The 22,602-nt window shown below is 49.8% G+C and carries 17 protein-coding genes and 1 riboswitch; of the genes, 10 read left to right on the top strand and 7 right to left on the bottom strand.

Translation table 11 applies throughout. The annotated features are described in order from the left end of the window. Nucleotides 1-25: 25 nt before the first annotated feature. Nucleotides 26-274 (bottom strand): YciN family protein, encoded by a 249-nt coding sequence (locus ACS18Q_RS08600; protein WP_154181277.1) that lies wholly within the window; start codon nt 272-274, stop codon nt 26-28. A 339-nt stretch (nt 275-613) separates the two neighbouring features. On the opposite strand from ACS18Q_RS08600, the gene topA reads away from it, so the two are divergent. The 5 genes from topA (at nt 614) to ACS18Q_RS08575 (ending at nt 9,067) form a co-directional block, all read left to right on the top strand. Beyond that, on the top strand, nt 614-3,244 hold the full coding sequence (topA, locus tag ACS18Q_RS08595) for a type I DNA topoisomerase (protein WP_038151022.1): 2,631 nt from the start codon (nt 614-616) through the stop codon (nt 3,242-3,244). Nucleotides 3,245-3,420: 176 nt separating this feature from the next. After that, nucleotides 3,421-5,088, top strand: coding sequence for a GGDEF domain-containing protein (locus tag ACS18Q_RS08590; protein WP_441256927.1), 1,668 nt, complete (start codon nt 3,421-3,423; stop codon nt 5,086-5,088). A gap of 350 nt (nt 5,089-5,438) precedes the next feature. Further along, complete coding sequence (gene glgC, locus ACS18Q_RS08585; RefSeq protein ID WP_441256926.1) at nt 5,439-6,656, top strand: glucose-1-phosphate adenylyltransferase; 1,218 nt, start codon at nt 5,439-5,441, stop codon at nt 6,654-6,656. Nucleotide 6,657: 1 nt separating this feature from the next. Further along, nucleotides 6,658-8,112: a glycogen synthase GlgA gene (gene glgA / locus ACS18Q_RS08580; RefSeq protein WP_158141415.1), complete on the top strand. Its 1,455-nt coding sequence runs from the start codon at nt 6,658-6,660 to the stop codon at nt 8,110-8,112. 145 nt (nt 8,113-8,257) lie between these two features. After that, nucleotides 8,258-9,067, top strand: a complete 810-nt coding sequence (locus ACS18Q_RS08575) for an alpha/beta fold hydrolase (protein WP_014204903.1) — start codon at nt 8,258-8,260, stop codon at nt 9,065-9,067. Between the two features lie 41 nt (nt 9,068-9,108). On the opposite strand, the gene ACS18Q_RS08570 is transcribed toward ACS18Q_RS08575, so the two are convergent. The 5 genes from ACS18Q_RS08570 to torD all read right to left on the bottom strand — a co-directional run bounded on the left by ACS18Q_RS08570 (nt 9,109) and on the right by torD (nt 13,127). Continuing rightward, the gene (locus ACS18Q_RS08570; protein ID WP_004725431.1) at nt 9,109-9,432 is read right to left on the bottom strand and encodes a putative signal transducing protein; all 324 of its coding nucleotides are present in this window, start codon (nt 9,430-9,432) and stop codon (nt 9,109-9,111) included. A gap of 1 nt (nt 9,433) precedes the next feature. Continuing rightward, nucleotides 9,434-10,120 carry a TVP38/TMEM64 family protein gene (locus tag ACS18Q_RS08565; protein ID WP_441256925.1) on the bottom strand — a complete coding sequence of 229 codons (687 nt, stop codon included), beginning with the start codon at nt 10,118-10,120 and terminating at the stop codon, nt 9,434-9,436. A 122-nt stretch (nt 10,121-10,242) separates the two neighbouring features. Next, a complete protein-coding gene (locus ACS18Q_RS08560) occupies nt 10,243-10,833 on the bottom strand; it encodes a TfoX/Sxy family DNA transformation protein (protein WP_004725436.1) in 591 nt (196 codons plus the stop codon). Between the two features lie 117 nt (nt 10,834-10,950). Continuing rightward, nucleotides 10,951-11,036, bottom strand: a riboswitch (cyclic di-GMP riboswitch). Nucleotides 11,037-11,195: 159 nt separating this feature from the next. Next, nucleotides 11,196-12,206: an HTH-type transcriptional repressor PurR gene (purR, locus tag ACS18Q_RS08555; RefSeq protein ID WP_004725437.1), complete on the bottom strand. Its 1,011-nt coding sequence runs from the start codon at nt 12,204-12,206 to the stop codon at nt 11,196-11,198. A 273-nt stretch (nt 12,207-12,479) separates the two neighbouring features. After that, entirely contained in the window at nt 12,480-13,127 is a 648-nt protein-coding gene (torD, locus tag ACS18Q_RS08550; RefSeq protein WP_441256924.1) for a molecular chaperone TorD, read from the bottom strand. A 221-nt stretch (nt 13,128-13,348) separates the two neighbouring features. Here torD and torR point away from each other — a divergent pair, with 221 nt between their 5' ends. Then, a complete protein-coding gene (torR, locus tag ACS18Q_RS08545) occupies nt 13,349-14,056 on the top strand; it encodes a two-component system response regulator TorR (RefSeq protein WP_055466188.1) in 708 nt (235 codons plus the stop codon). Between the two features lie 97 nt (nt 14,057-14,153). Here torR and elyC read toward each other — a convergent pair whose 3' ends face one another. Then, the gene (gene elyC / locus ACS18Q_RS08540) at nt 14,154-14,963 is read right to left on the bottom strand and encodes an envelope biogenesis factor ElyC (RefSeq protein ID WP_004725445.1); all 810 of its coding nucleotides are present in this window, start codon (nt 14,961-14,963) and stop codon (nt 14,154-14,156) included. A 114-nt stretch (nt 14,964-15,077) separates the two neighbouring features. On the opposite strand from elyC, the gene cmoM reads away from it, so the two are divergent. From cmoM to mukB, 4 genes are read left to right on the top strand one after another with little or no spacing between them, the layout of a single operon-like run. Continuing rightward, on the top strand, nt 15,078-15,869 hold the full coding sequence (cmoM, locus tag ACS18Q_RS08535; RefSeq protein ID WP_004725447.1) for a tRNA uridine 5-oxyacetic acid(34) methyltransferase CmoM: 792 nt from the start codon (nt 15,078-15,080) through the stop codon (nt 15,867-15,869). A gap of 2 nt (nt 15,870-15,871) precedes the next feature. Next, nucleotides 15,872-17,209: a chromosome partition protein MukF gene (gene mukF / locus ACS18Q_RS08530; RefSeq protein WP_014204908.1), complete on the top strand. Its 1,338-nt coding sequence runs from the start codon at nt 15,872-15,874 to the stop codon at nt 17,207-17,209. Next, nucleotides 17,190-17,921, top strand: a complete 732-nt coding sequence (mukE, locus tag ACS18Q_RS08525; protein WP_004725451.1) for a chromosome partition protein MukE — start codon at nt 17,190-17,192, stop codon at nt 17,919-17,921. Before mukF ends, mukE begins: the two co-directional genes overlap by 20 nt. After that, entirely contained in the window at nt 17,918-22,378 is a 4,461-nt protein-coding gene (gene mukB / locus ACS18Q_RS08520; RefSeq protein WP_441256923.1) for a chromosome partition protein MukB, read from the top strand. The genes mukE and mukB overlap by 4 nt, the downstream gene beginning before the upstream one ends. Nucleotides 22,379-22,602: the final 224 nt, after the last annotated feature.

Raw genomic sequence — 22,602 nt, 5'->3', positions numbered from 1 at the left:
TAAAAGCCTCATAAAGAGGCTTTTATTATTTTTGCAGCGTAAACTCTTTTGAAAGCTGATGGGCGAGATATTTGAACATATTGAACACCGCCGTGGTTTTTGGTGTTGGCAGCCCTTTATCATCGAGAAAGTAGTTGCCTTTAAACACCAGGACGCCGTCTTTCTCTTCCACACTGTCTGCACGCATGCCGTCCATGTAGTTTTCATGCTCCTGAATCAGTTGGTTGGCGATCAGCAGTAAATCAAATTCGCTGATGCTTGTCTTATCGCTCATAGTAGATCTCCTCAGGGTTGAACTGCCCACAGTTTAGGACTGTGACACGCAAAAACCATGATCAAAAACAGATAAAGTCACATTCTTGTTGATGATCAAACTGTGATTTGTTCCATATTTCACTCGTTTGCAGTCGCGCCTTCCGCAATGTCACTTTAGTATGTGCGGGTTTTCGATGCACCAATACGCTTTCGTCCAATTGTCGAGCAAATAAATGGTTTTTTAAAAAAACAAGTTGATCTTCTCTTTGTTCGGCTCGATAGTAAAAAAAGAAGCAATATTTTAGAACGTCAATGCGACGACTGTTCGCATAGTGATTAAGGACATTTGAGTCAAATTATGGGTAAATCACTCGTTATAGTGGAGTCGCCAGCCAAGGCCAAAACAATCAACAAATATCTTGGCAAAGACTTTATTGTGAAGTCTAGTGTCGGTCACGTCCGCGATCTGCCTACTGCCGGTCAGAGCAGTACGACTACGAAAAAAGCAGCACCTACGTCAACTAAGAATTTAAGTGTGGAAGAAAAAGCGCGCTTAAAGAAAGAGAAAGACAAGGCTGCACTGATCAAAAAAATGGGTGTCGACCCTTATCACGGTTGGGAAGCGAATTATCAAATCCTACCGGGGAAAGAAAAGGTCGTTGCCGAACTACAGAAACTAGCGAAAGACGCAGACAGCGTTTATCTCGCAACCGACTTGGACCGCGAGGGAGAAGCCATCGCTTGGCACCTTCGTGAGATCATCGGCGGCGATGAAGAGCGATATAAACGTGTTGTGTTTAACGAAATTACCAAAAACGCGATCCAACAAGCTTTCCAACAACCTGGTGAGCTGAACATGGATGGCGTGAATGCTCAGCAAGCGCGTCGTTTCATGGACCGCGTGGTGGGCTTTATGGTGTCGCCACTGTTGTGGAAAAAAGTGGCTCGTGGTCTGTCGGCTGGCCGTGTTCAGTCGGTTGCCGTGAAACTGCTGGTGGAACGTGAGCGCGAAATCAAAGCGTTTGTGCCGGAAGAATTCTGGGATATTCACGCAGACACCAAAACACCGAGCAAAGAAGATTTCCGCCTGCTGGTGGCACAGAAAGATGGCGTTGCATTCAAACCTTCGAATGAAGCAGAAGCAATGGCTGCCATGTCTGTGCTGCAAAAAGCGGCTTATGAAGTGTGCAAACGCGAAGATAAGCCAACCAGCAGCAAGCCTTCGGCCCCATTTATTACCTCGACACTGCAACAAGCGGCAAGTACTCGCTTAGGTTACGGTGTGAAGAAAACCATGATGTTGGCGCAACGTCTGTACGAAGCCGGTTACATTACCTACATGCGTACCGACTCGACCAACCTCAGTTCTGAAGCCGTTGATGCGGTTCGTCAGTACATTACGAGCGAATTCGGTGAGGCTTACCTGCCAGGTAAGCCAAATGTGTACGGCAGCAAAGAAGGGGCGCAAGAGGCGCACGAAGCGATTCGTCCATCTGATGTGGCGGTGAAAGCCGATGCCTTGGAAGGTATGGAAGCTGACGCGCACAAACTGTATGCCCTGATTTGGAATCAATTTGTGTCGTGTCAAATGACGCCTGCAAAATACGATTCAACCACGGTGAGCGTGAAAGCTGCGGAATACACCCTGAAAGCGAAAGGTCGTATCCTGAAGTTTGATGGTTGGACACGTGTTCAGCGCCCACTGGGTAAGAACGAAGATCAGATCCTGCCAGCGGTTGAAGTGGGTGAGACACTGTCACTTGAGAAGTTGGATCCAAAACAGCACTTTACCAAGCCGCCCGCACGTTATACGGAAGCGGCACTGGTTAAAGAACTGGAAAAACGCGGTATCGGTCGTCCGTCGACTTACGCATCCATCATTTCCACCATTCAAGACCGCGGTTATGTGAAAGTGGATCAGCGTCGTTTCTACGCTGAAAAGATGGGCGAGATCGTGACAGACCGTCTTGATGACAGCTTCGAAGATCTCATGAACTACGACTTCACCGCGCGTATGGAACAGAAACTGGACCAAATTGCCGAAGGTGAAACCAGCTGGAAAGGCGTGCTGGATAACTTCTTTGAAGACTTCAGCCACAACCTTGAAACAGCTGAGCAAGATGAAGATCACGGCGGTATGAAACCGAACCATATCGTGATGACCAATATTTTGTGTCCGACGTGTTCACGCCCAATGGGAATTCGCACGGCTTCAACCGGTGTGTTCCTTGGCTGTTCAGGCTATGCGTTGCCACCGAAAGAGCGTTGTAAAACCACCATCAACTTGGGTGATGAAGATGGCATTATCAACGTGCTGGAAGAGGACGTTGAAACCGCAGCGCTGCGCGCGAAGAAACGTTGTCCAATCTGTGAAACAGCAATGGACGCGTACCTGATTGACGATAAGCGTAAACTGCACGTTTGTGGTAACAACCCGAACTGTGAAGGCTACATCGTTGAGCAAGGCGAGTTCAAAGTAAAAGGCTACGATGGTCCGGTTGTCGAGTGTGACAAATGTGGTTCAGACATGGTACTGAAAAACGGTCGCTTCGGTAAATACATGGACTGTACTAGCGAAACCTGTAAGAACACACGTAAGATTCTTCGTAACGGCGAAGTTGCGCCACCAAAAGAAGATCCCGTGCATTTCCCTGAACTGCCGTGTGAAAACTCAGATGCGTACTTTGTACTGCGTGACGGTGCTTCGGGTTTGTTCCTTGCTGCGAGCAACTTCCCTAAATCGCGTGAAACTCGCGCGCCATTGGTGGAAGAGTTGGCGAAATACAAAGATCGCCTGCCAGAAAAATACCAATATCTGGCCGATGCGCCTGCGCAAGATCCCGATGGTCTGAAAGCGGTGGTTCGCTTTAGCCGTAAGAGTAAAGAGCACTACGTTCGTACGGAAACGGATGGCAAACCATCCGGTTGGACGGCGCTTTACAACGACGGTCACTGGGACATCACAGACAAACGCAAAAAAGCGAAGTAAACCTCATTTTCGCATCAAAGGCAGCCGAAGGGCTGCCTTTTTTATCGCTCTAAAACCATGATCCAGCTCTCTCTCTGATCAAAACGCAACTTTTAAGTGATATTTCTCATTTTAATTTTTTGAGAAAGTACCAACAGCTGTCTTTCTGAATCATCAATAAGCATGAATGGCTGGGTATGAAACTAAGGATGCGCATTTATTCCATCAACCTCATGTTGGCGTTGTGTATCAGCGTGGTGGGAACGTGCGCCGCGCGTTATCTTCTGCATCAAGTTGAAAGTGAATGGCTCGGACAAGCGGCGGGCATGCTGGCTCGTTACGACAGCCAGAAAGCGCTTCAGCCCATTTTGCACCAAGTCATGTTGACGCGGCGCTTGTCAAACGAACCTACGTTGCACATGTGGATACAGAACAGTGCCGATATGTCGTTGCAGCACCGTGTCTCAGACATCTTGCGTCGCTACCGCACGACGATGGGCGAAACGCGCCTGCATTTGGTCCTGGATGTGAACGCCCCCATTGAGACCGCATCCGTCAGCGATGTGATCGACTTTCAGTACGCGGCCTTGGCACCCACGATTAATGGACAGCGCCAACTTGATGAGACAACCTCGGTCTCTATTCTGCACCCCGATGATGGCCGTGAAGCTTGGTTACAAGTGCGTACGCTCATGATCGCCAATCAGCAAATCTTAGGGTTTGTCGAAACCGAGACGAATCTTCGTGATTTGCCTTTGCCGCCCGCTGAGTCACAGACACAAGGCGTGTTGACGTTGCTGCTGAATGCCGATGGACAACCGTTGCTGACGCCGCATGCAGATGACGCATCTTCACCAGCCTCACTGAAGATGTCACAGCCGAGTGAATTGGACTGGAATCAGGTCAACATGATGATGCAGCGGCAGCGAGCAGGGCAGGAGCCGTTATCTATTTTGATGCATCATGACGACGCATCATCGTTGGTTGCACTCAATTACCTGCCTGAGCTGGATTGGTTCGAACTCAATATTCTGCAGGCGAAGCACATGCCCGTTCTTCAGCACTTGAATGCGTTTTATTGGTTATTGATGGCCATCATTTGGGGCATGAGTTTCCTGTGGGCGTTCACCATGGATACGGTGTTTATACATCCCATTCGGCGTATTCATCGAAAAATGTTCGGCTTTGTCCAATCACAAGCTTCCAGCCAGTTGCCGCTGGTTTCCCGCCAGTCGACTAGCGAAATTAGGCAAATCATGACCATGACGGAGCATTGTCAACGCATGGTGTTTGAAGCGAAGCAACAGGTGGAAACGCAGGTTGCGGAGCGGACGTTAGCCTTGAACCGATTGTCCACCGTGGATCCGCTCACACAACTGTTGAACCGACGAGGCATGGATACCGAATTGCGGGCGGAATTGGCTCGTTGTCGGCGAGAGTGTCGCGTATTTGGCTTGTTGTGGGTGGAAGTTGGCCAGTTTCAATCCATCCAAAGTTCGCTCGGGCACGAAGCCGCAGAGTCTGTTCTGCATCATGTGGTTAACATCATTCAACTCAATATTCGGGAATATGACGCCGCGTGCCGGTGGGGAGACAACGAATTTCAAATTTTGGTGCGAAACGACAGTGCGCAAAGTTTGCAATCGCTCGCGGAACGGCTGTGCAAGCAGTGTGAGGTTCCGGTGCATATTCCCGCGATCAACACATCCCTCGTTGTACCGCTATCGGTTGGTGGCACATTGGTTTCGAATGAAAACGACATCAATGACGTACTCGCGAAAGCTGACGGTGCACTCTATTTTGCCAAGCAAGACGCACGACAAAATATTCACATTTGGCGCTCGGAAAGTACAGGCGCCGCATAAAATGCAACATCAGCCATTTTTTGTCACATTCAGTTACTACTATGTTGATGGTTTTCTCAATTTTTTGAGCAAAAACCGTGAAGGAATTGTTGGGATTTATGTGCAACGAAATCCTTGTTTTGTGAGCGGGATTAGGAGTTGGAAAGGTAATGCGCAATTCCATTAGAGAATGCTGATTCTGAAATTGTATTCCTACACGGTTTGGATAAAGTAATAGCCAACTGGTTGCACTTTCGGTACGAACTTTGTGCTTGCTGCATGCATGCTGCAACCAGCGACTTAGGATAAGTATTGCCACTCCCCCCAACCCTCACTGTGGCGAATGAAATAACACATAATGGAGAACAATAATGACTGGTGTATTAGGAATGATTTTGGCTGGCGGCGAAGGCTCTAGACTGATGCCACTGACAGCATCCAGAACCAAGCCGGCTGTTCCTTTTGGCGGAAGCTATCGACTGATCGATTTCGCGCTGAATAACTTTGTGAATGCTGATCTAATGCGTATCTATGTGTTGACTCAGTTTAAATCCCAGTCCCTATATATCCACATGAAAAAAGGTTGGAATGTCTCTGGCATTCGTGACCGTTTCATTGATTCTATTCCTGCTCAAATGCGTGACGGTAAACGTTGGTATGAAGGCACCGCAGATGCCATCTACCAGAACCTGAGATTTATCGAGACGTCTGAATCGGACCAAGTGTGTATTTTTGGTTCGGATCATATCTACAAGATGGATATTCGTCAGATGCTTGATTATCACCGTCAGAAAGAGGCGCGTTTAACCGTATCTGCATTGCGTATGCCTTTGTCACAGGCATCTCAATTCGGCGTCATCGAAGTGGACGATGAAGGTCGTATGATCGGCTTTGAAGAGAAACCGAAGAACCCGAAATCAATTCCAGGCGACCCAGAATGGGCGTTGGTCTCGATGGGGAACTACATCTTTGAAACCGAGACCCTGTGTGATGAACTGCGCGCGGATGCGGCCAAAGAAGGTTCCAGCCACGATTTCGGTAAGGACATCATTCCAAAGATGTTCCCCGAAGGTGGCGTGTACGTTTATGACTTTTCGACCAACAAGATCAAGGGAGAGAAAGACTCTTGCTACTGGCGTGATGTCGGTACGATTGAATCGTACTGGTCCGCGCACATGGACTTGTTGGAAAAAGAGCCGCCATTTTCTTTGTATAACCGCAGTTGGCCGCTGCACACCTACTACTCACCATTGCCACCCGCGACATTTATCGATGTCGAAGACAAAAAAGTCACGGTGACAGATAGCCTGATCTCGGGTGGTAGCTACATTCAGGGCGCAAAAATTTATAAGTCTGTTCTCGGATACCGCAGTAACATTGCTGCTGGCACTTACATTAGTGAATCTGTTATCTTGGGTGATGTGAAAATTGGTGCAGGATGCACAATTAAACGCGCTATTATCGACAAGAATGTTGAAATCGCCGCGGGTACCATCATCGGCGAAGATCTAGAACTAGACAGACAACGATTCCATGTGTCCGACGAAGGCATCGTTGTCATAGCAAAAGGAACAAAAGTTGGATTCTAACATTGAACATCTTAATGTTTGGTTTGTCGTTTCAGAAGCTGAAGGACTAGTAAAAAGCGGGGGCTTGGCGGATGTCGCCAAGGCTCTGCCAAAAGCGCTAGTTGAACTTGGTCATCAGGTAGCCCTTGTGCTACCTGGTTATCGTTCCATTGCAGATAAAGATGCTGCTCCTGTGATTCTGGAAACGGAACTGACTCACTGGCCCCATATTCGTTATCAAGTTCGCCAGCGCGACTTAGATGGCGTTCCAGTCTATTTGATTGACTGTGATCCGTATTTTGATCGTCCCGAACTGTACGCAGAAAGTAACCAAGCGTACCCAGACAACGGTGAACGTTTTGGTTTCTTCTCGGCCGCTTGCCTTGATGTGTTGCCAAAATTAAACATCAAGCCGGACATCATTCATGCCAACGACTGGCACACGGGCTTAGTCCCATTTCTGCTCAAAACACGTTACCGCGAAGATCCTTACTTTGATGGTGTGAAGAGCGTTATCACTATCCATAATGCCATGTTCAAAGGGATTTTCTCGTACCACCAGTTGGACGTGATCCCAGAACTCAACTTGTCTGGGATGGAGTTTCTACAGTATGGCCACGATCACATTAGCATGCTGCGCGCCGGTATCGCGTTCGCCGATAAAATCAATGCGGTGAGCCCGAACTATGCCTCAGAACTATTAACGCCATTGGGCTCTCATGGGTTGGTGGACGATTTTGTTCGACGAGCGCGCGATCTGCACGGCATCATTAATGGATGTGACTACACCGAGTGGAATCCGAAAACGGACCGTTACTTGCCGGCAACTTACTCTGACGATGCAACGTCGCTCAAGCAGGGAAAGATGGCGAGCAAAACGGCCTTGCAAGACGAGTTACAACTGCCTAAACGCGATGTCCCGCTGTTTGGCATGGTGTGTCGCCTGACCCATCAAAAAGGCTTCCATTACATTCTGCCGATTTTAGAACACTTCTTGCGCAACGACGTGCAACTGGTGATCGTCGGCACTGGCGAGCCAGAAGTGGCAGCGAAACTGCACAAGATCGCTGCGGCGCATGCTGACAAGTTTGCTTTCGTTGAAGCATACAGCAATCGCTTTGCACACTTAGTCGAAGCGGGTTCTGATTTCTTCCTCATGCCTTCCGAGTTTGAAGCGTGTGGTTTGAATCAGATCTATAGCATGGCCTATGGCACGTTGCCGATTGTGCGTGAAGTGGGGGGATTAAAAGATACGGTGCTGGATTACGATAAGTATCCCAACGAAGCCACTGGATTCGGTTTCCAAGAACCATCCCCTGAAGCGCTGCTTATCACCATGCAACGCGCTTTGCTGTTTTATCTGCAACATCCCGATGAAATGGTAAAAGTGCAGCAGCGCGCGATGCAGAAAGATTTCAGTTGGAAAGAATCGGCCCTTGATTATATCAAGATGTATCGGCTGGCGATTTTTGACTAACGACACACAACAGAGCGCCTCGGCGCTCTGTTTTTTTAGCGACGTAAACGATCCACCAAACAGATTTTTACATCTCCTGTGCAATTGAGGAGGCGCTTTGTGGTAGTCTTTGCGCCGTTAACAACTCGCATCTTCAGTGGTGTTCATGACTCACAGTTTGCTGTTTCACAAAACGTTCTTGCATCCGACCAGCCCGGAATGGGTGGTGTTTGTGCATGGCGCCGGAGGGAGTTCCTCCATCTGGTTCAAGCAGATCAAAGCGTATCGTCAGCATTTTAATTTGCTGTTGATTGACCTGCGCGGGCACGGACGTTCGGGTGAGTTATTCAAAGATCTGATGGCCAATCGCTATACCTTCCAAACGGTCACTCTTGATGTGTTGCGCGTGCTGGATCATCTTAAGATTCAATCGGCGCATTTTGTCGGCATGTCGCTGGGCACCATCATCGTGCGCAATGTGGCCGAAATGGCGGCAGGGCGCGTGCGTTCTATGGTTTTGGGTGGGGCAGTGACTCGGCTCAATGTGCGCTCTCAGGTGCTGGTGAAACTCGGCCATCTGAGTAAACACATCATTCCTTATATGTGGCTCTACCGGCTATTCGCTTACATTGTGATGCCACAACGTAGCCAAAAAGAATCTCGACATCTGTTTATTCGTGAAGCGAAGAACCTGTGTCAGAAAGAATTTAAACGCTGGTTCACACTCACGGCTGAAGTAAACCCGTTGATGCGCTATTTCAAAGACCGCGAGCTAGCGATCCCAACGTTGTATTTGATGGGGGAGCGGGACTACATGTTTATTCAACCGGTCAAAGAGATGGTCGCGGCGCATCGCCAAAGTGAACTACATGAAATTCCGAACTGCGGCCACGTGTGCAATGTGGAACAGCCAGAGCTATTTAATCAGGTGTCGATTCAGTTCATTCAGCAACAAGCTCGCCCGTCAGCGCATTGACACGGCTGTGCCGCGAGTTTTTCATACCGCGTCGTGATTGCTCATTCCGCGGGGTCGTCGATGTGGCCACATTGCCAGCAGATGGCAAACTGGCCTTCGTTGACCTCTCCGCAGTACGTGCAGCGCCAAGGCTGCGTGTCTTGCGCACTGAGTGGACGTTGATAATCCGCAATGATGGCTTGCGCTTTGGCATATTGGGCTTCATCCAGCAGCCAGATATATGGCTCGGTATCCTCACTCAGGGGCAATTCTCCCCGCAGACCAAATAATCCTTCACCCCGCACTTCACACTGAATGTGCGCCTGTTTGAGCAGTTCACACAACAGATGCGCGTCAGTGGGATTGTGAGCAATGTAAATCTTCATCTCAGGCAGCGTCATTTGTTGAGTAGCGCGTGATGCGGTTCATCACCCATTTCATGAGCAATGGAAACAACCCGAGCAACGCAAATGAGAGCAAAACGGCTGGTGAAATGATGCCAGAAAGTGAGTCGATCTGCGCTAGTTGTGTGCCAGCATTGATGTAGACCGCCGTGCCCGGCAACATGCCCAACTGACTGACCCAATAGTAGCGCGTTAGCGCAATCGGGCTTAATCCCATCAGCAGGTTGATCAGGAAAAATGGAAACACCGGGATAAGGCGCAGGGAGAGCAAATAAAAGGCGCCGTCTCGAGCCATGCCTTGATTGACGGCATGGAGTTTGTCGCCAAATCGAGTCTGTACCCACTCTTTTAACAGATAGCGGCTGCTCAGAAACGCCAGTGTGGCACCGATGGTGCTGGCAAATGAGACCAGTAACAGGCTGAGCCAGAAGCCGAATAATGCTGCGCCAAGCAAGGTCACAACGGCTGCACCGGGAATGGAGAACGCAGTGATGAAGACGTAACTGAGAAAGTAGATCAGCGCGGCAGTGACCACATGCTGATCAATATAGTCGGCCAGTAGTGCTTGCTGGGCTTTGGCATTGTCGAGTGTCAGGTATTGGCCAAACGTGGTCGCCAGCGCGACGATCACGGCGATTAAGATGAGGCCCAAAATCAGCTTTTTACTCATTGAAGATTCCCACGAGATGATGGTAATAGGTATACGTAACCAGACAGGGAAAAGCGATCTTTTCTTTCAAAGAAAAAGCACCCGCGAACGGATGCTTTTAGTGAAGTTGCTCTCAAAAAGGTTTACGACAAACGTTGTAACAACTCGTCGCGGCGAGTTTGAGGGATCACCGACCAGTGTTTCCCCTCAATTGCGCCTTCCAGTGCCCATAGCAGTTCTAAGCCGACATCTGAAGAATGTGATTGTCGAACGGCTTTGTATGCTTCTACGGCACCTTTCTCCTGCAGCGCTTCCACCGTTTCGATACCGGCTTTTTTCAGCATCCGTTCGGTCGCAAGGCGCAGGTTAGGGAGATCTTTCAAACGATCGGGTTTCGCCTGGGCTTGAGTCTCTCGCTCAGATTTTGCCACAGTGAGTGCCGATTTAGCGTCATCGAGAATACGGCCCGTGTCTGACCAGCAGTCTTCCGGCAAAGCGAAATACTTAGTCACTACGGGGAATCCGCGTTTTTTGTAAACATAAGGCTCGTAGCCTTGTTGCTTGAATTTTGCGGTTGAAGCGTCGTCGGCGCGAATGTGGAGTCTGTCATTGACCACCAATGCGAACATTGTGTCATCGACAAAAATCCCAAAGCCACCAAACATTGAACGAGATTTAACGCGTCCAAGTTGCTCAAAGAGCCGCATCGAATCTTTTAGTATTGGTTTATCCATGCTGTAAGTCTCGGTGTATTAATTAATACGCCACCAAAGTCAGGTCCGAGAAAGTAGCAAAAGAATGCAATGAGTGTGTCAGTTAGGAGTCAACTTCTTAATATATGCATTTTTGCCATCGGTAACCCCGCTACCTACCCAAAATTGGGTTTAGGCCGGAGGCTTTGCGTCCCACCTTTTCAGATGGTTTGCCCTGTGCGTGACATTTCCTTTAGAAAAGGATAATCAAAAGTTTGAATAAGCATCACATTTACTTGATGTAAATGTGATGTCATTCAAATATATGTCTCTAACTATTGCAACTGAATTCACACGTTTTTTGTATGAGTATGCAACATTAGATAGACAGATTTTCGGCAAAGTTATTGTTTTGTCAAGTCTTTTACGGTGTCGCGTTCAACAATCTCAGGGTGCATCTCGAATATACGGCGCTCGTGCTCTTTATCCTTGATGCGTTCCAGCAAAATTTCGAAGGCGTTTTTACCCACACGGCGTTTCGGTTGGTGGATGGTGGTCAGCGGTGGTGAGAAGTATTCGGCCAGTTCAATGTTGTCGTAACCAATCACCGACATGTCATCCGGAACGCGAATGCCACGTTGTTGTAAGCGGCTGATTAGGCCCAGTGCCATGGTGTCATTGAAACAGAATACTGCGGTCGGACGTTTGTCCATCGCGATGATTTTATCAGCTGCCAGGACAGCGGTATCACATTCAAAGTTGCCTTCCAAAATCCAGTCTTCACGCACGGGCAGATTTGCTTCTGCCATGGCACGGCGGAAACCAGCAATGCGTTCCTGACACGCAGCTTTCACGAAGTGGCCGCTTAGGCAGGCGATATCCGTATGACCTCGATCAGTCAGGTATTTCGTCGCCAGGTAACCCCCTTCTTCGGAGTTATCAATGATTTTGTCGGCTTGTGAGGTTTCTGGGCCCCAGTCCATGATCACTTTGGGAATGTCTGAGTGACTTTCCAGCATTTCCAACAGTTCTTCGGTCAGGTCAGAACACATCACTAGAATGCCGTCCACACGCTTTTCTGCCAGCATGCGGATATAGTCGCGTTGCTTTTCGTAAATGCCGCCGGTGTTACATAGAATCAAGGTGTAGCCCTGACGGTAGCAGTAGCTTTCCACTCCATCGATTACTTCAGAGAAGAAGAGGTTGGTCGATTGCGTCACGAGCATGCCGATGGTGCGAGTGGTGTTGCATTTTAAGCTGCGAGCGACCGCGCTTGGCGCGTAGTTCAGCTCTTTTACCGCTTCCATCACTTTTTCTTGTGTGGTTTCTGCAACAAAACGAGTCTTGTTGATTACGTGAGATACGGTTGTTGTTGATACGCCAGCAAGGCGTGCAACGTCTTTAATCGTAGCCATAGGTTAGTCCTGTCGATGACTGCTGAATGCGAAAAAACTTCGCGCGATCAAGTCCAGCAGCGATTAGGCGGTACACAAAGTGAAGCCTATAAGTAGTAAAAACACAAAAACCGCTTTTAAACAGCGGTTTGCATCTTCAATTCATATTTTTATCGTTTGCGGTCAAGATTCTAGACTGCTACGCGTGAACTCGCAATGAAATTCATCGGATGAGATCAAATGATCATCACAAAGTTCACGGTATATTCGTCAATTTGTGAGCACGATAGCGAACTATTCGTCGGCTAAATAAGCCAAGTCGAGTTCGAGGAATGCCACCAACAGTTCGGTCACCGCGGCATAGAAACCGAATTGATCCAGTGACTGGCAGCGCGTGGCAAATTGGGGCGCCCACCGCATTAAATGGGTTTGAATGAATGCAGCTTGTTCGGCGAATGCGCGCTCCATATGCGCCTCTTTTTCCAGCTCATTACTGCGAATGATGAGGTGGCCTAAAAAGTCGAGTTCAATCGCCAAATGGTCGGCAGGCTCATTCAATGTTTCATGCGTGGTGACGCCGTGTTTTTTCAGCAGTTCAGCCATTGCTTGCGCTGGCGTGTCGTTGAGTAATCCGGTTTGGCCGATGTACACCGAGGCGTAAGGCAGCGCGGAATCTTTATCTGATTTTAAAAACAGATCGCAAAAGTCAGCGGCAAGTTCGAGGCGTGCATCCTCACGGTCCATCAATCGGTTGAGGGCATCCACCAAATGTGTGACGGCAGCGTGCAGCCCGGCGTTTTCGCCCAGCCCGCCGAGGAAGGCGCGAATTTGAGGGGAATGATATTGTTCAATCTCTTTGTCACTGAGCTCTTTACTAAATAAGCTCGACAGCCACCAATAAATTTCGGCACGCTTTTCGTTAAAGACTTTGATTTCCTGCATGGGTTGACTCCGAATACTCTCTTCCTCTAAGTCTAAACAATAATTGTGAATAGCAATAACGCAATGCGTGAAAAAATATGAACAAATAAGTCGGTAAATTAACGGTTTGTCAGGAGATTGCTTTGAATCAATAAACTCTGATGTTTTTGGTTGAGATGCTAGAATTATGACTGTTTATGAATAGAATGACGGGTATTCATAGTGGACATAAAGTGGTGTCAATGAGCTATCACATTTTAGTTGTTGAAGACGACATCGTGACCCGCAGCAAACTGGCTGGATACTTTCAAAAAGAAGGGTATCAAGTGACAGAAGCTGAGAATGGGGTGGCGATGCGTCAGGCGCTCAGTGAGCATGACATCGACCTAGTGATGTTAGACATCAACTTACCGGGTGAAGATGGATTGCTGCTGACGCGAGAACTTCGCAGTCAATCAGATATAGGAATTATTCTGGTCACTGGACGCACGGATAGCATTGATCGAATCATTGGCCTCGAAATGGGCGCCGATGATTACGTCACCAAACCTCTTGAACTGCGTGAACTATTGGTTCGCGTAAAAAATTTGCTGTGGCGCATCGCCATCGCGGGTCGCACATTGCCAGAACCGGAACCGGACAACGATAAATTGGTGCGTTTCGGGGAGTGGACGTTTGATATTCAGCGCCGCTCATTAACGCGCAATGGCGAGCCGGTTCGACTCACCAAAGCCGAATATGAGCTATTGGTTGCGTTGTCGGCGTATCCCAATCAGGTGCTCAGTCGCGAGCGCATTTTGAATATGATCAGTCATCGAGTGGATGCGCCGAATGATCGCACTATTGATGTGTTGATCCGTCGCATGCGTGCGAAGATGGAATTTGATCCGAAGAACCCACAGATCTTTGTGACAGTTCACGGTGAAGGTTACATGTTCGCTGGTGATTAATACCAGCGAAAAGTCGCCACCGATGCGCGTAAAGATGTACATAAAAAAGACCAGCAATTGCTGGTGTTTTTTTTGTCGCTTGCGCAGCATGCCAAAGTTAGGGCAGTGTGGTTTCTGCGTTGTTGATTGGTGCGGTTTGTTCATGACCGGCAACCCAATCACGCAGCGATTGCCATAGCATGCCCATGCTTTCGTACCAGTAATGTTCCGTCTGTTCTAAGTACAGCGCTTTTGGCGTGTACTTATCCCACGGCTGGCTAATGCTGGCTTGCGCCAAGTAGTTGGTTGGCGCTGGGATCGGCTGTAAACCGGCGGAATGGAATTCATTCAGTGCGCGCTGCATGTGACTTGCTGACGTCACGAGCACCAAACGACGTTGTTGTACAAACGCTGCCGCTTGACGCGCTTCTTCCCACGTATCTTTGGCTGTTTCCAGCAAGATGATATCGGATTTGGCAACGCCCAGCGCCAATGCGACACGCGCTAACATGCGAGCATGACTGAACTCACTGCCACCGGCGTAGCCTGAGAGAATCAGTTTGGAACCTGGATACATGCGCATGACACGAATGCCTTCGGCAAGGCGCATTAACGCGGCACGACTTAACTCTGACGTGGGGGGGATCTGGTCATCGACGACATGACCATTGCCCAGCACCATGACGTAATCAATTGTGCCGTCAACCGGCAAAAAGGCGGAATACTGACGTTCTAACGGCATCAGCAAACGACTTGAGACGGGTTGGAATGAAATAAGGAAGATGCCAAACAGGGAAAACAAAACAACAAGGCATCCGGTTTTGCGTTTGGCCGTGAACATGATCAGCATCAGGCCCACAAAACCAATAATCAACAACGCCGGAAGAGGCATCAGTAAAGAAGAAACAATTTTTTTCAGCTCAAACATAAACAAATAGTCCGAAAAAACAGCACTTGATAATAAAAAGGGCTAAAGCCTCTTTATTCCTGCCATTCCTATGACAGAATAGCAGCACGATTGATTATCATAACTCAAGCCACTGTGACAGAAGATCGCAATTTCGACGATATTGCCCACAAATTTGCAAAAAATATATACGGCTCTGACAAAGGCGAGATCCGCCAAGTCATTGTTTGGGAAGATTTACTGCAATTGCTATCGCATTTTGACAAAGCTAGCGCCCCTTTGCACGTATTAGATGCAGGCGGGGGGCTTGCGCAAATGTCACAAAAACTCGCCAAGCTAGGCCACCGGGTCACCTTGTGTGATCTGTCTTCTGAAATGCTGCAACTGGCAGAGAAGGATATTGCAAATCACGGACTGCTTGCGCAGTATCGCTTGGTTCATTCACCGGTTCAGTCCATTCAGGACCACCTATCCGACCCGGTGGATATTGTCATGTTCCACGCCGTGATGGAATGGTTAGCGGAGCCAAAACCCGCGCTGGAGAATTTGCTGACGCAAGTCCGACCGGGCGGCATGGTGTCGGTGATGTTCTATAACTATCACGGTCTGGTTTATAAGAATGCGGTTTGCGGTAACATTCCTCACGTTTTGGAAGGCATGCCTCACCGCAAACGTTTTAAACTTCAACCGCAGAAAGGCTTAATCCCGACGGACGTCTATCAATGGATAGAAGACGCCGGTTTTGAAATTTGCGGTAAGTCCGGTATTCGTTGTTTCAGTGATTACATCGGTAACATGAAAAACATGGGCGAATACCAATATGAAGATGTACTGGCTTTAGAACGCAAGTTCTGTCGCCAAGAGCCGTACCGCTCATTAGGTCGCTACATTCATGTATGGGCCAAGAAGAAACAAGAACAGGAATAACAATGAGTGAGTTAACTCAGAACGCTGCAGAGCAGCCAATCGATGAATTGGTCAGCTGGGTCAAGCAGCATGATTTCTCATTGAACCTGACGCCTGAGCGACTTGCGTTTCTTATCGCTATCGCAGTGCTGAGCAACGAACGGTTCGATGAAGAGCTAGGTGAAGGAGAGTTGCACGATGCATTTATCATCGTGACTCGTATGTTTGAAGACACGGGTGACGCGTCTGCATTCCGTGCCAATAACGCGATTAATGAACTGGTGAAACAGCGCTTGATTAGCCGCTTTACCAGTGAAGTGACCGACGGCGCCAGCATTTACCGCATGTCGCCGTTGGCAGTCGGTATTACCGATTACTACGTGCGTCATCGCGAATTTTCTAAGCTCAAGCTTTCTATTCAGCTCTCGATGGTCGCCGATGAAATGGCCAAAGCCGTGGAATCTGCGCAGCAGGGTGGCACCCCAGGCCATTGGAAGAAAAACGTCTATGGCGTTTTGAAATATTCCGTGGGCGAGATCTTTGATCGCATCGACCTCAACCAGCGGGTGATGGATGAGCAGCAACAGTCGGTGAAACAACAGATCGCGGATCTGCTGAACAAAGACTGGCGCGATGCAATTCACAACTGTGAAGATTTGTTGTCTGAAACGTCATCGACCTTGCGTGAGCTACAAGACACCTTGCAAGCGGCAGGGGATGAGCTGCAAACACAGATCCTCGATATTCAAGAAATTGTGTATGGCGATGCCGAACTGGACTTCATCGAAGAGACGCTGTTTGCGTTGCAGATGAAGCTCGACCGCATTACCAGTTGGGGCCAACAGGCGATTGACCTGTGGATTGGCTACGACCGCCACGTGCACAAATTTATTCGTACCGCCATCGACATGGACCAGAACCGCGCGTTCAGTCAGCGCCTGCGTCAATCGGTGAACGATTACTTCGAGCAACCTTGGTACCTGACCTTTGCCGATGCAGAACGCCTGAGCGATTTGCGCGACGAAGCCTTGGTGCTGCGTGATGACGAAGTGACGGGCCATGTGCCAGCCGAAGTCGAGTACGAAGAGTTTCAACAGGTCAATGATGAGCTGGCCGAGCGCATTGGTGACATGCTTAAACAGCATAAAGAGCAAGGACAAGCGATTGACCTTGGCGTTGTGCTGCGTGATTACCTCGCCATCCATCCACGAACTCATCATTTCGATTTAGCCCGAATCGTTGTCGACCAGGCCGTACGTCTGGGTTACTCCGACTCAGATTACCGAGCCATTCAGCCAGATTGGCAAGCAATTAACGATTTTGGTGCAAAGGTACAAGCAAATGTCATCGACCGATATTAATGAATACATGCCAGAGAATCTGGCCAAAGCGATTGCCAACCCGCTTTTCCCGGCGCTCGATAGCCTGTTGCGTGCAGGCCGTCATATCTCCAGTGACGACATGGACAATCATGCATTTTTGTCTGATTTTGAGCCGGAATTGGCGCTGTTTTATCAACGTTACAACACCGAATTGGTACGCGCGCCGGAAGGGTTTTTCTACCTGCGTCCGCGTTCAACCTCGCTCATCCACCGCAGTGTCTTGTCAGAACTCGACATGTTGGTGGGCAAAGTGCTGTGTTTCCTTTACCTGAGCCCAGAACGTCTGGCGCATGAAGGCATCTTTACCAATCAGGAGTTGTACGACGAACTGCTGACCTTGTCGGACGAGAAAAAACTGATGAAGCTGGTGACCAACCGAGCCAGTGGATCAGACCTCGACAAAGAGAAATTGTTTGAAAAAGTACGGACGTCCCTGCGTCGCCTGCGCCGTCTTGGCATGGTGATCAACATTGGTGAAACGGCCAAATTCCGCATTACAGAAGCGGTGTTCCGCTTTGGCGCCGATGTGCGTGTGGGTGATGACGTACGCGAAGCGCAATTGCGTTTGATCCGCGACGGTGAAGCCGTGGTGCACGCGCAAGAGCCAAGCCAACAAAGCCTGCTCGATAACGATGAAGAAGCAGAACAACATGATGATGACGAGCAAACAGAGTTGGAAGGTGAAGCATGATTGAACGAGGTAAATATCAATCGCTGACCATGATCAATTGGAACGGCTTCTTTGCGCGTACTTTTGACATTGATAATTTGGTGACCACCCTGTCTGGCGGGAACGGTGCCGGTAAATCGACCACGATGGCGGCGTTTATTACTGCGCTGATCCCAGACCAAACCTTACTGCATTTCCGTAACACCACTGAAGCGGGCAGTTCGCAATCGTCTCGCGACAAAGGTTTATACGGTAAATTGCAACCGGGTGCGTGTTACGCAGCACTTGATGTGGTCAACTCCCGTAAGCAGCGCTTGCTGTTTGTGGTGAAGTTGCAACAGGTCGCAGGTCGTGACAAAAAAGTCGACATCAAACCCTTTGTGATTCAAGGCTTGCCAAGCCACATCAAACCAACAGATGTATTGATTGAAAGCGTTTCGGACAAACATGCCCGTGTGCGCCAAATCAACGAAGTGAAAGATTCCGTGGCCACCATTGAAGGCGCGCATTTTAAAGCGTTCCCGTCGATTGTGGATTACCACAGCCAAATGTTTGAATTCGGTGTGATTCCGAAGAAACTGCGCAACAGCAGTGACCGTTCAAAATTCTACCGTCTGATCGAAGCGTCGCTGTACGGCGGTATCTCCAGTGCCATCACCCGTTCATTGCGTGACTACCTGCTGCCACAAAATGGCGGCGTGAAGAAAGCGTTCCAAGATATGGAATCAGCGCTGCGTGAAAACCGCATGACGCTTGAAGCGATCAAAACCACGCAGGCGGATCGGGATCTGTTTAAACATCTGATCACCGAATCGACCAACTACGTGGCGGCGGATTACATGCGTCACGCCAACGATCGCCGCAATAAAATGGATCAAACGCTGGCACTACGCAGCGAGTTGTTCAACGCGCGCGAAACCTTGATCGAACAAAACAGTCTGCTCAATCGGGTTCACGAAGAGCTGGAAGTGCTGGTCGAGACTGAATCGGTACTGGAACAAGATTACCAAGGCGCGTCGGATCACCTGCAATTGGTGCAAAATGCACTGCGTCAGCAGGAGAAAATTGCGCGTTACCAAGATGACTTGGAAGAGCTGAGTGTTCGTCTCGAAGAGCAGCTGATGGTCGTCGAGGAAGCGCAAGAGCGCGTGATGATGGTCGAAGAGCAGGCCACGGTCGCAGAAGATGAAGTCGACAGCCTGAAGACGCAGTTGGCCGATTATCAGCAAGCGTTGGATGTGCAACAAACCCGTGCGCTGCAATACCAACAGGCGCTAAATGCGCTTGAAAAAGCGCAGCAACTGCTGGGCGACGACACCCTCAGTGCCGACAGCGCGCAAGCGTTAGTGGCGCAACTGAAGGATCAGCAAGACGAACGCACATCAGAACTGCTGGCACTCAAACACAAGCTGGATATGTCCTCTGCGGCGGCTGAGCAATTCGACAACGCCTTTGCGTTGGTAAAAAGCGTGCTGGGTGATGTTGCGCGCAGCGATGCTGCCAGCAAAGCGCAGCAACTGATTCGTCAAGCGCGCGATGCCGAACAAATCACGCAAAACGAACACCAATGGTACGCGCAGCAGCGCGATCTGGAACGTCGCATCGAGCAGCAACGCAACGTGCGCCAACTGGCTGACAGCTACCAGAAACAGCATCAGGTCACCTTAGCTGATGAAATCACGCTGGAACAAGAGCGTGAGCGCCACGAAGCGTTGATTGAAAGCTTGGAATTTAGCCAGGAAGAGCTGCGTGAGAAACGCAGTCAGCAGCGCCGCAGTGAGCAAGATTACCAAGCGCAGATTTCGCGTTTAGAAGCGATTGCGCCTGCGTGGATCAAAGCCAACGATGCACTGGAAACGTTGCGTGAGCAAAGTGGTGCCGAATTGGCAGACAGCCAATCGATCATGGCGCACATGCAGCAGGTGCTGGAAGAAGAAAAAGCACAGTCGATTGCAAAAGATAAATTGGCGGAACGCCGCGCAACACTGGAAAGCGAGATTGAGCGTCTGGCGTCTCCGGGCGGTTCGAATGATCCGCGCCTCAAAGGCTTGGCAGATACGCTAGGCGGTGTGCTGCTGTCGGAAATCTACGATGACATCACCATCGACGATGCGCCGTACTTCAGTGCGATGTACGGCCCGGCTCGTCATGCGATTGTCGTGTCGGATCTGTCTGGCATCAAAGAGAAGCTGGTTGAACTGGACGACTGTCCGGAAGACTTGTACCTGATCGAAGGCGACATCGATGCGTTCGACGACAGCTCCATCAATGCCGAAGAGCTGGAAGGGGCGGTGTGCGTTCAACTCAACGATCGCCAAATGCGTTACTCCCGTTTCCCGAAAATCCCACTGTTTGGCCGCGCGGCGCGTGAACAACGTTTGGAGCTGTTACGTGAAGAGCGTGACGATGTGGTGGAAGCGCATGCAAAAGCGGCGTTTGATTCACAGAAACTGCAACGTCTGTACAGCAACTTCAACCAGTTTGTGGCGCAGCATCTGCAAGTCGCGTTTGACGCTGATCCAGAACAAGCGCTGATGCAAGCGCGTGACAAACGCAATCAACTGAGCCGCACGTTGGCGGAGCTGGATGGTCAAGAGCAGCAACAACGCAGCCAATTGCAATTGAGCAAACAGGCGATTGCTGCTTTAGCGAAGATTGCGCCAAACATGTTGCTGCTGGAAGACGATTCGCTTCAAGCGCGCTTTGAAGAAATTGAAACCAAGATTGCCCAACTGTCAGAAGCCAAATCGTTCGTCGCGGCGCACGGTAAAGCCATTGCACAGTTGGAAAAAATCGCCTCCGCCTTGGATGCCGACCCAGAGCAGTTTGATGCACTGGAAGCGCAATACCAACAAGCGGATACCGCGCTGCAACAACTCAAGAAACAGATTTTTGCCTTGTCGGATCTGGTTGAGCGTCGTCATCACTTCGCCTATGCCGATTCTGTCGATCTGCTGAGCAAGAGCAGTGAACTGAGCGAACAGCTCAAAGCGAAGCTGGTGCAGGCGGAAAACCTGCGTAACCGCAGCCGTGAAGAGCTCAAACAAGCTCAGGCGCAGATGAACCAATACAACCAAGTGTTGGCGTCGCTGAAGAGTTCACACCAAGCGAAGCTGGAAACGGTTCAAGAATTCAAGCAAGAGCTGCAAGACTTTGGTGTTCACGCCGATGAAGGCGCGCTGGAGCGTGCCCAACGCCGCCGTGATGAGCTGCAAGAGCGTTTGCATACCTCTCGTGGCCGGAAGAGCGAATACGAGCGCACCATCACCTCGACAGAGCTGGAGATGAAAGCGCTGGCGAAACGCATGAAGAAAGTCGAGAAAGACTACAAAGATCTGCGTACATTCGTGGTGAATGCGAAAGCGGGTTGGTGCTCGGTGCTGCGTTTGGCGCGTGAAAACGATGTTGAACGTCGCCTGCACAAACGTGAACTGGCGTATTTGTCGGCCGATGAACTGCGTTCTATGTCGGACAAATCGTTGGGTGCATTGCGTCTTGCGGTCGCCAACAACGAAGACTTGCGTGATTCACTGCGTCAGTCGGAAGACAACGCACGCCCTGAGCGCAAAGTGTTGTTCTACATTGCGGTGTATCAGCACCTGCGTGAACGCATTCGTCAGGACATCATTCGTACCGACGATCCGGTCGAAGCAATTGAAGAGATGGAAGTGGAACTGGCGCGTCTGACGGAAGAGCTGACACAACGTGAAAACCGCTTGGCGATCAGTTCTGATTCAGTGGCAAGCATCATTCGCAAAACTATTCAGCGCGAGCAAAACCGCATTCGCATGTTGAACCAAGGCTTGTCGAACATCGCCTTTGGTCAGGTGAAAGGCGTGCGTCTGAACGTGAAAGTGCGTGAAAGCCACGAAATTTTGCTGGCGGGGCTGTCGGAGCATCAAGCGCAGCACAAAGATCTGTTTGAAAGCGCGCGCTACACCTTCTCCGAAGCGATGGCGAAGCTGTTCCAACGCGTGAACCCGCATATCGATATGGGGCAACGTTCACCGCAAGTCCTTGGTGAAGAGCTGTTGGATTACCGTAACTACCTGGAACTGAGCGTGGAAGTAAACCGTGGCTCAGACGGTTGGTTGCAAGCGGAATCGGGCGCGTTGTCAACGGGTGAAGCGATTGGTACGGGTCAGTCAATTCTGCTGATGGTGGTACAGAGCTGGGAAGAAGAGTCTCGTCGTCTGCGCAGTAAAGACATCATGCCATGTCGTCTGCTATTCCTTGATGAAGCGGCGCGTCTGGATGCGAAATCTATCGCCACGCTGTTTGAGCTGTGTGAGCGTCTGGATATGCAGCTTTTGATCGCAGCACCAGAGAACATCAGCCCAGAAAAAGGCACCACTTATAAACTGGTGCGTAAAGTGTTCAAAGACCACGAACACGTGCACGTGGTGGGTCTGCGTGGCTTTGGCCAGACGGAGAAACCCAAAACCGATGAGCAGCTACTGGCGGAAGAATTAAGCTAACGTCGACGCGCTTGACCTTGAATAAGGTCATTTAAATCCATGATCAAACGCCTTCCTTGTGAAGGCGTTTTTTTATGCCGGTCATTGGCAGGTCACTGGTTGGTCGATAACATCGGGCGCCACACGTTGCGCATTGGCTCGCAATGGTGGTGCTTTGTTTTCGAACTGATGCTGTTGAATGTGGTTTATTTGCGATTGTGGAATGCAGCGTGGGCGAAGGGGGA

Source organism: Vibrio sp. Vf1514 (assembly GCF_052076135.1).
Taxonomy (GTDB): Bacteria; Pseudomonadota; Gammaproteobacteria; order Enterobacterales; family Vibrionaceae; genus Vibrio; species Vibrio furnissii.
The sequence above is the reverse complement of the archived record's forward strand: the minus strand, read 5'-3'. Positions and strand labels throughout refer to the sequence as shown.

Excerpts from the sequence above, each read along its gene's own strand:
- ACS18Q_RS08590 (WP_441256927.1), top strand. The coding sequence starts at position 3,421 with ATGAAACTAAGGATGCGCATTTATTCCATCAACCTCATGTTGGCGTTG.
- elyC (WP_004725445.1), bottom strand. The coding sequence starts at position 14,963 with ATGTTTGAGCTGAAAAAAATTGTTTCTTCTTTACTGATGCCTCTTCCG.
- ACS18Q_RS08575 (WP_014204903.1), top strand. The coding sequence starts at position 8,258 with ATGACTCACAGTTTGCTGTTTCACAAAACGTTCTTGCATCCGACCAGC.
- torR (WP_055466188.1), top strand. The coding sequence starts at position 13,349 with ATGAGCTATCACATTTTAGTTGTTGAAGACGACATCGTGACCCGCAGC.
- ACS18Q_RS08560 (WP_004725436.1), bottom strand. The coding sequence starts at position 10,833 with ATGGATAAACCAATACTAAAAGATTCGATGCGGCTCTTTGAGCAACTT.
- ACS18Q_RS08600 (WP_154181277.1), bottom strand. The coding sequence starts at position 274 with ATGAGCGATAAGACAAGCATCAGCGAATTTGATTTACTGCTGATCGCC.
- mukF (WP_014204908.1), top strand. The coding sequence starts at position 15,872 with ATGAGTGAGTTAACTCAGAACGCTGCAGAGCAGCCAATCGATGAATTG.
- mukE (WP_004725451.1), top strand. The coding sequence starts at position 17,190 with ATGTCATCGACCGATATTAATGAATACATGCCAGAGAATCTGGCCAAA.
- topA (WP_038151022.1), top strand. The coding sequence starts at position 614 with ATGGGTAAATCACTCGTTATAGTGGAGTCGCCAGCCAAGGCCAAAACA.
- purR (WP_004725437.1), bottom strand. The coding sequence starts at position 12,206 with ATGGCTACGATTAAAGACGTTGCACGCCTTGCTGGCGTATCAACAACA.
- glgC (WP_441256926.1), top strand. The coding sequence starts at position 5,439 with ATGACTGGTGTATTAGGAATGATTTTGGCTGGCGGCGAAGGCTCTAGA.
- ACS18Q_RS08570 (WP_004725431.1), bottom strand. The coding sequence starts at position 9,432 with ATGAAGATTTACATTGCTCACAATCCCACTGACGCGCATCTGTTGTGT.
- torD (WP_441256924.1), bottom strand. The coding sequence starts at position 13,127 with ATGCAGGAAATCAAAGTCTTTAACGAAAAGCGTGCCGAAATTTATTGG.
- mukB (WP_441256923.1), top strand. The coding sequence starts at position 17,918 with ATGATTGAACGAGGTAAATATCAATCGCTGACCATGATCAATTGGAAC.
- ACS18Q_RS08565 (WP_441256925.1), bottom strand. The coding sequence starts at position 10,120 with ATGAGTAAAAAGCTGATTTTGGGCCTCATCTTAATCGCCGTGATCGTC.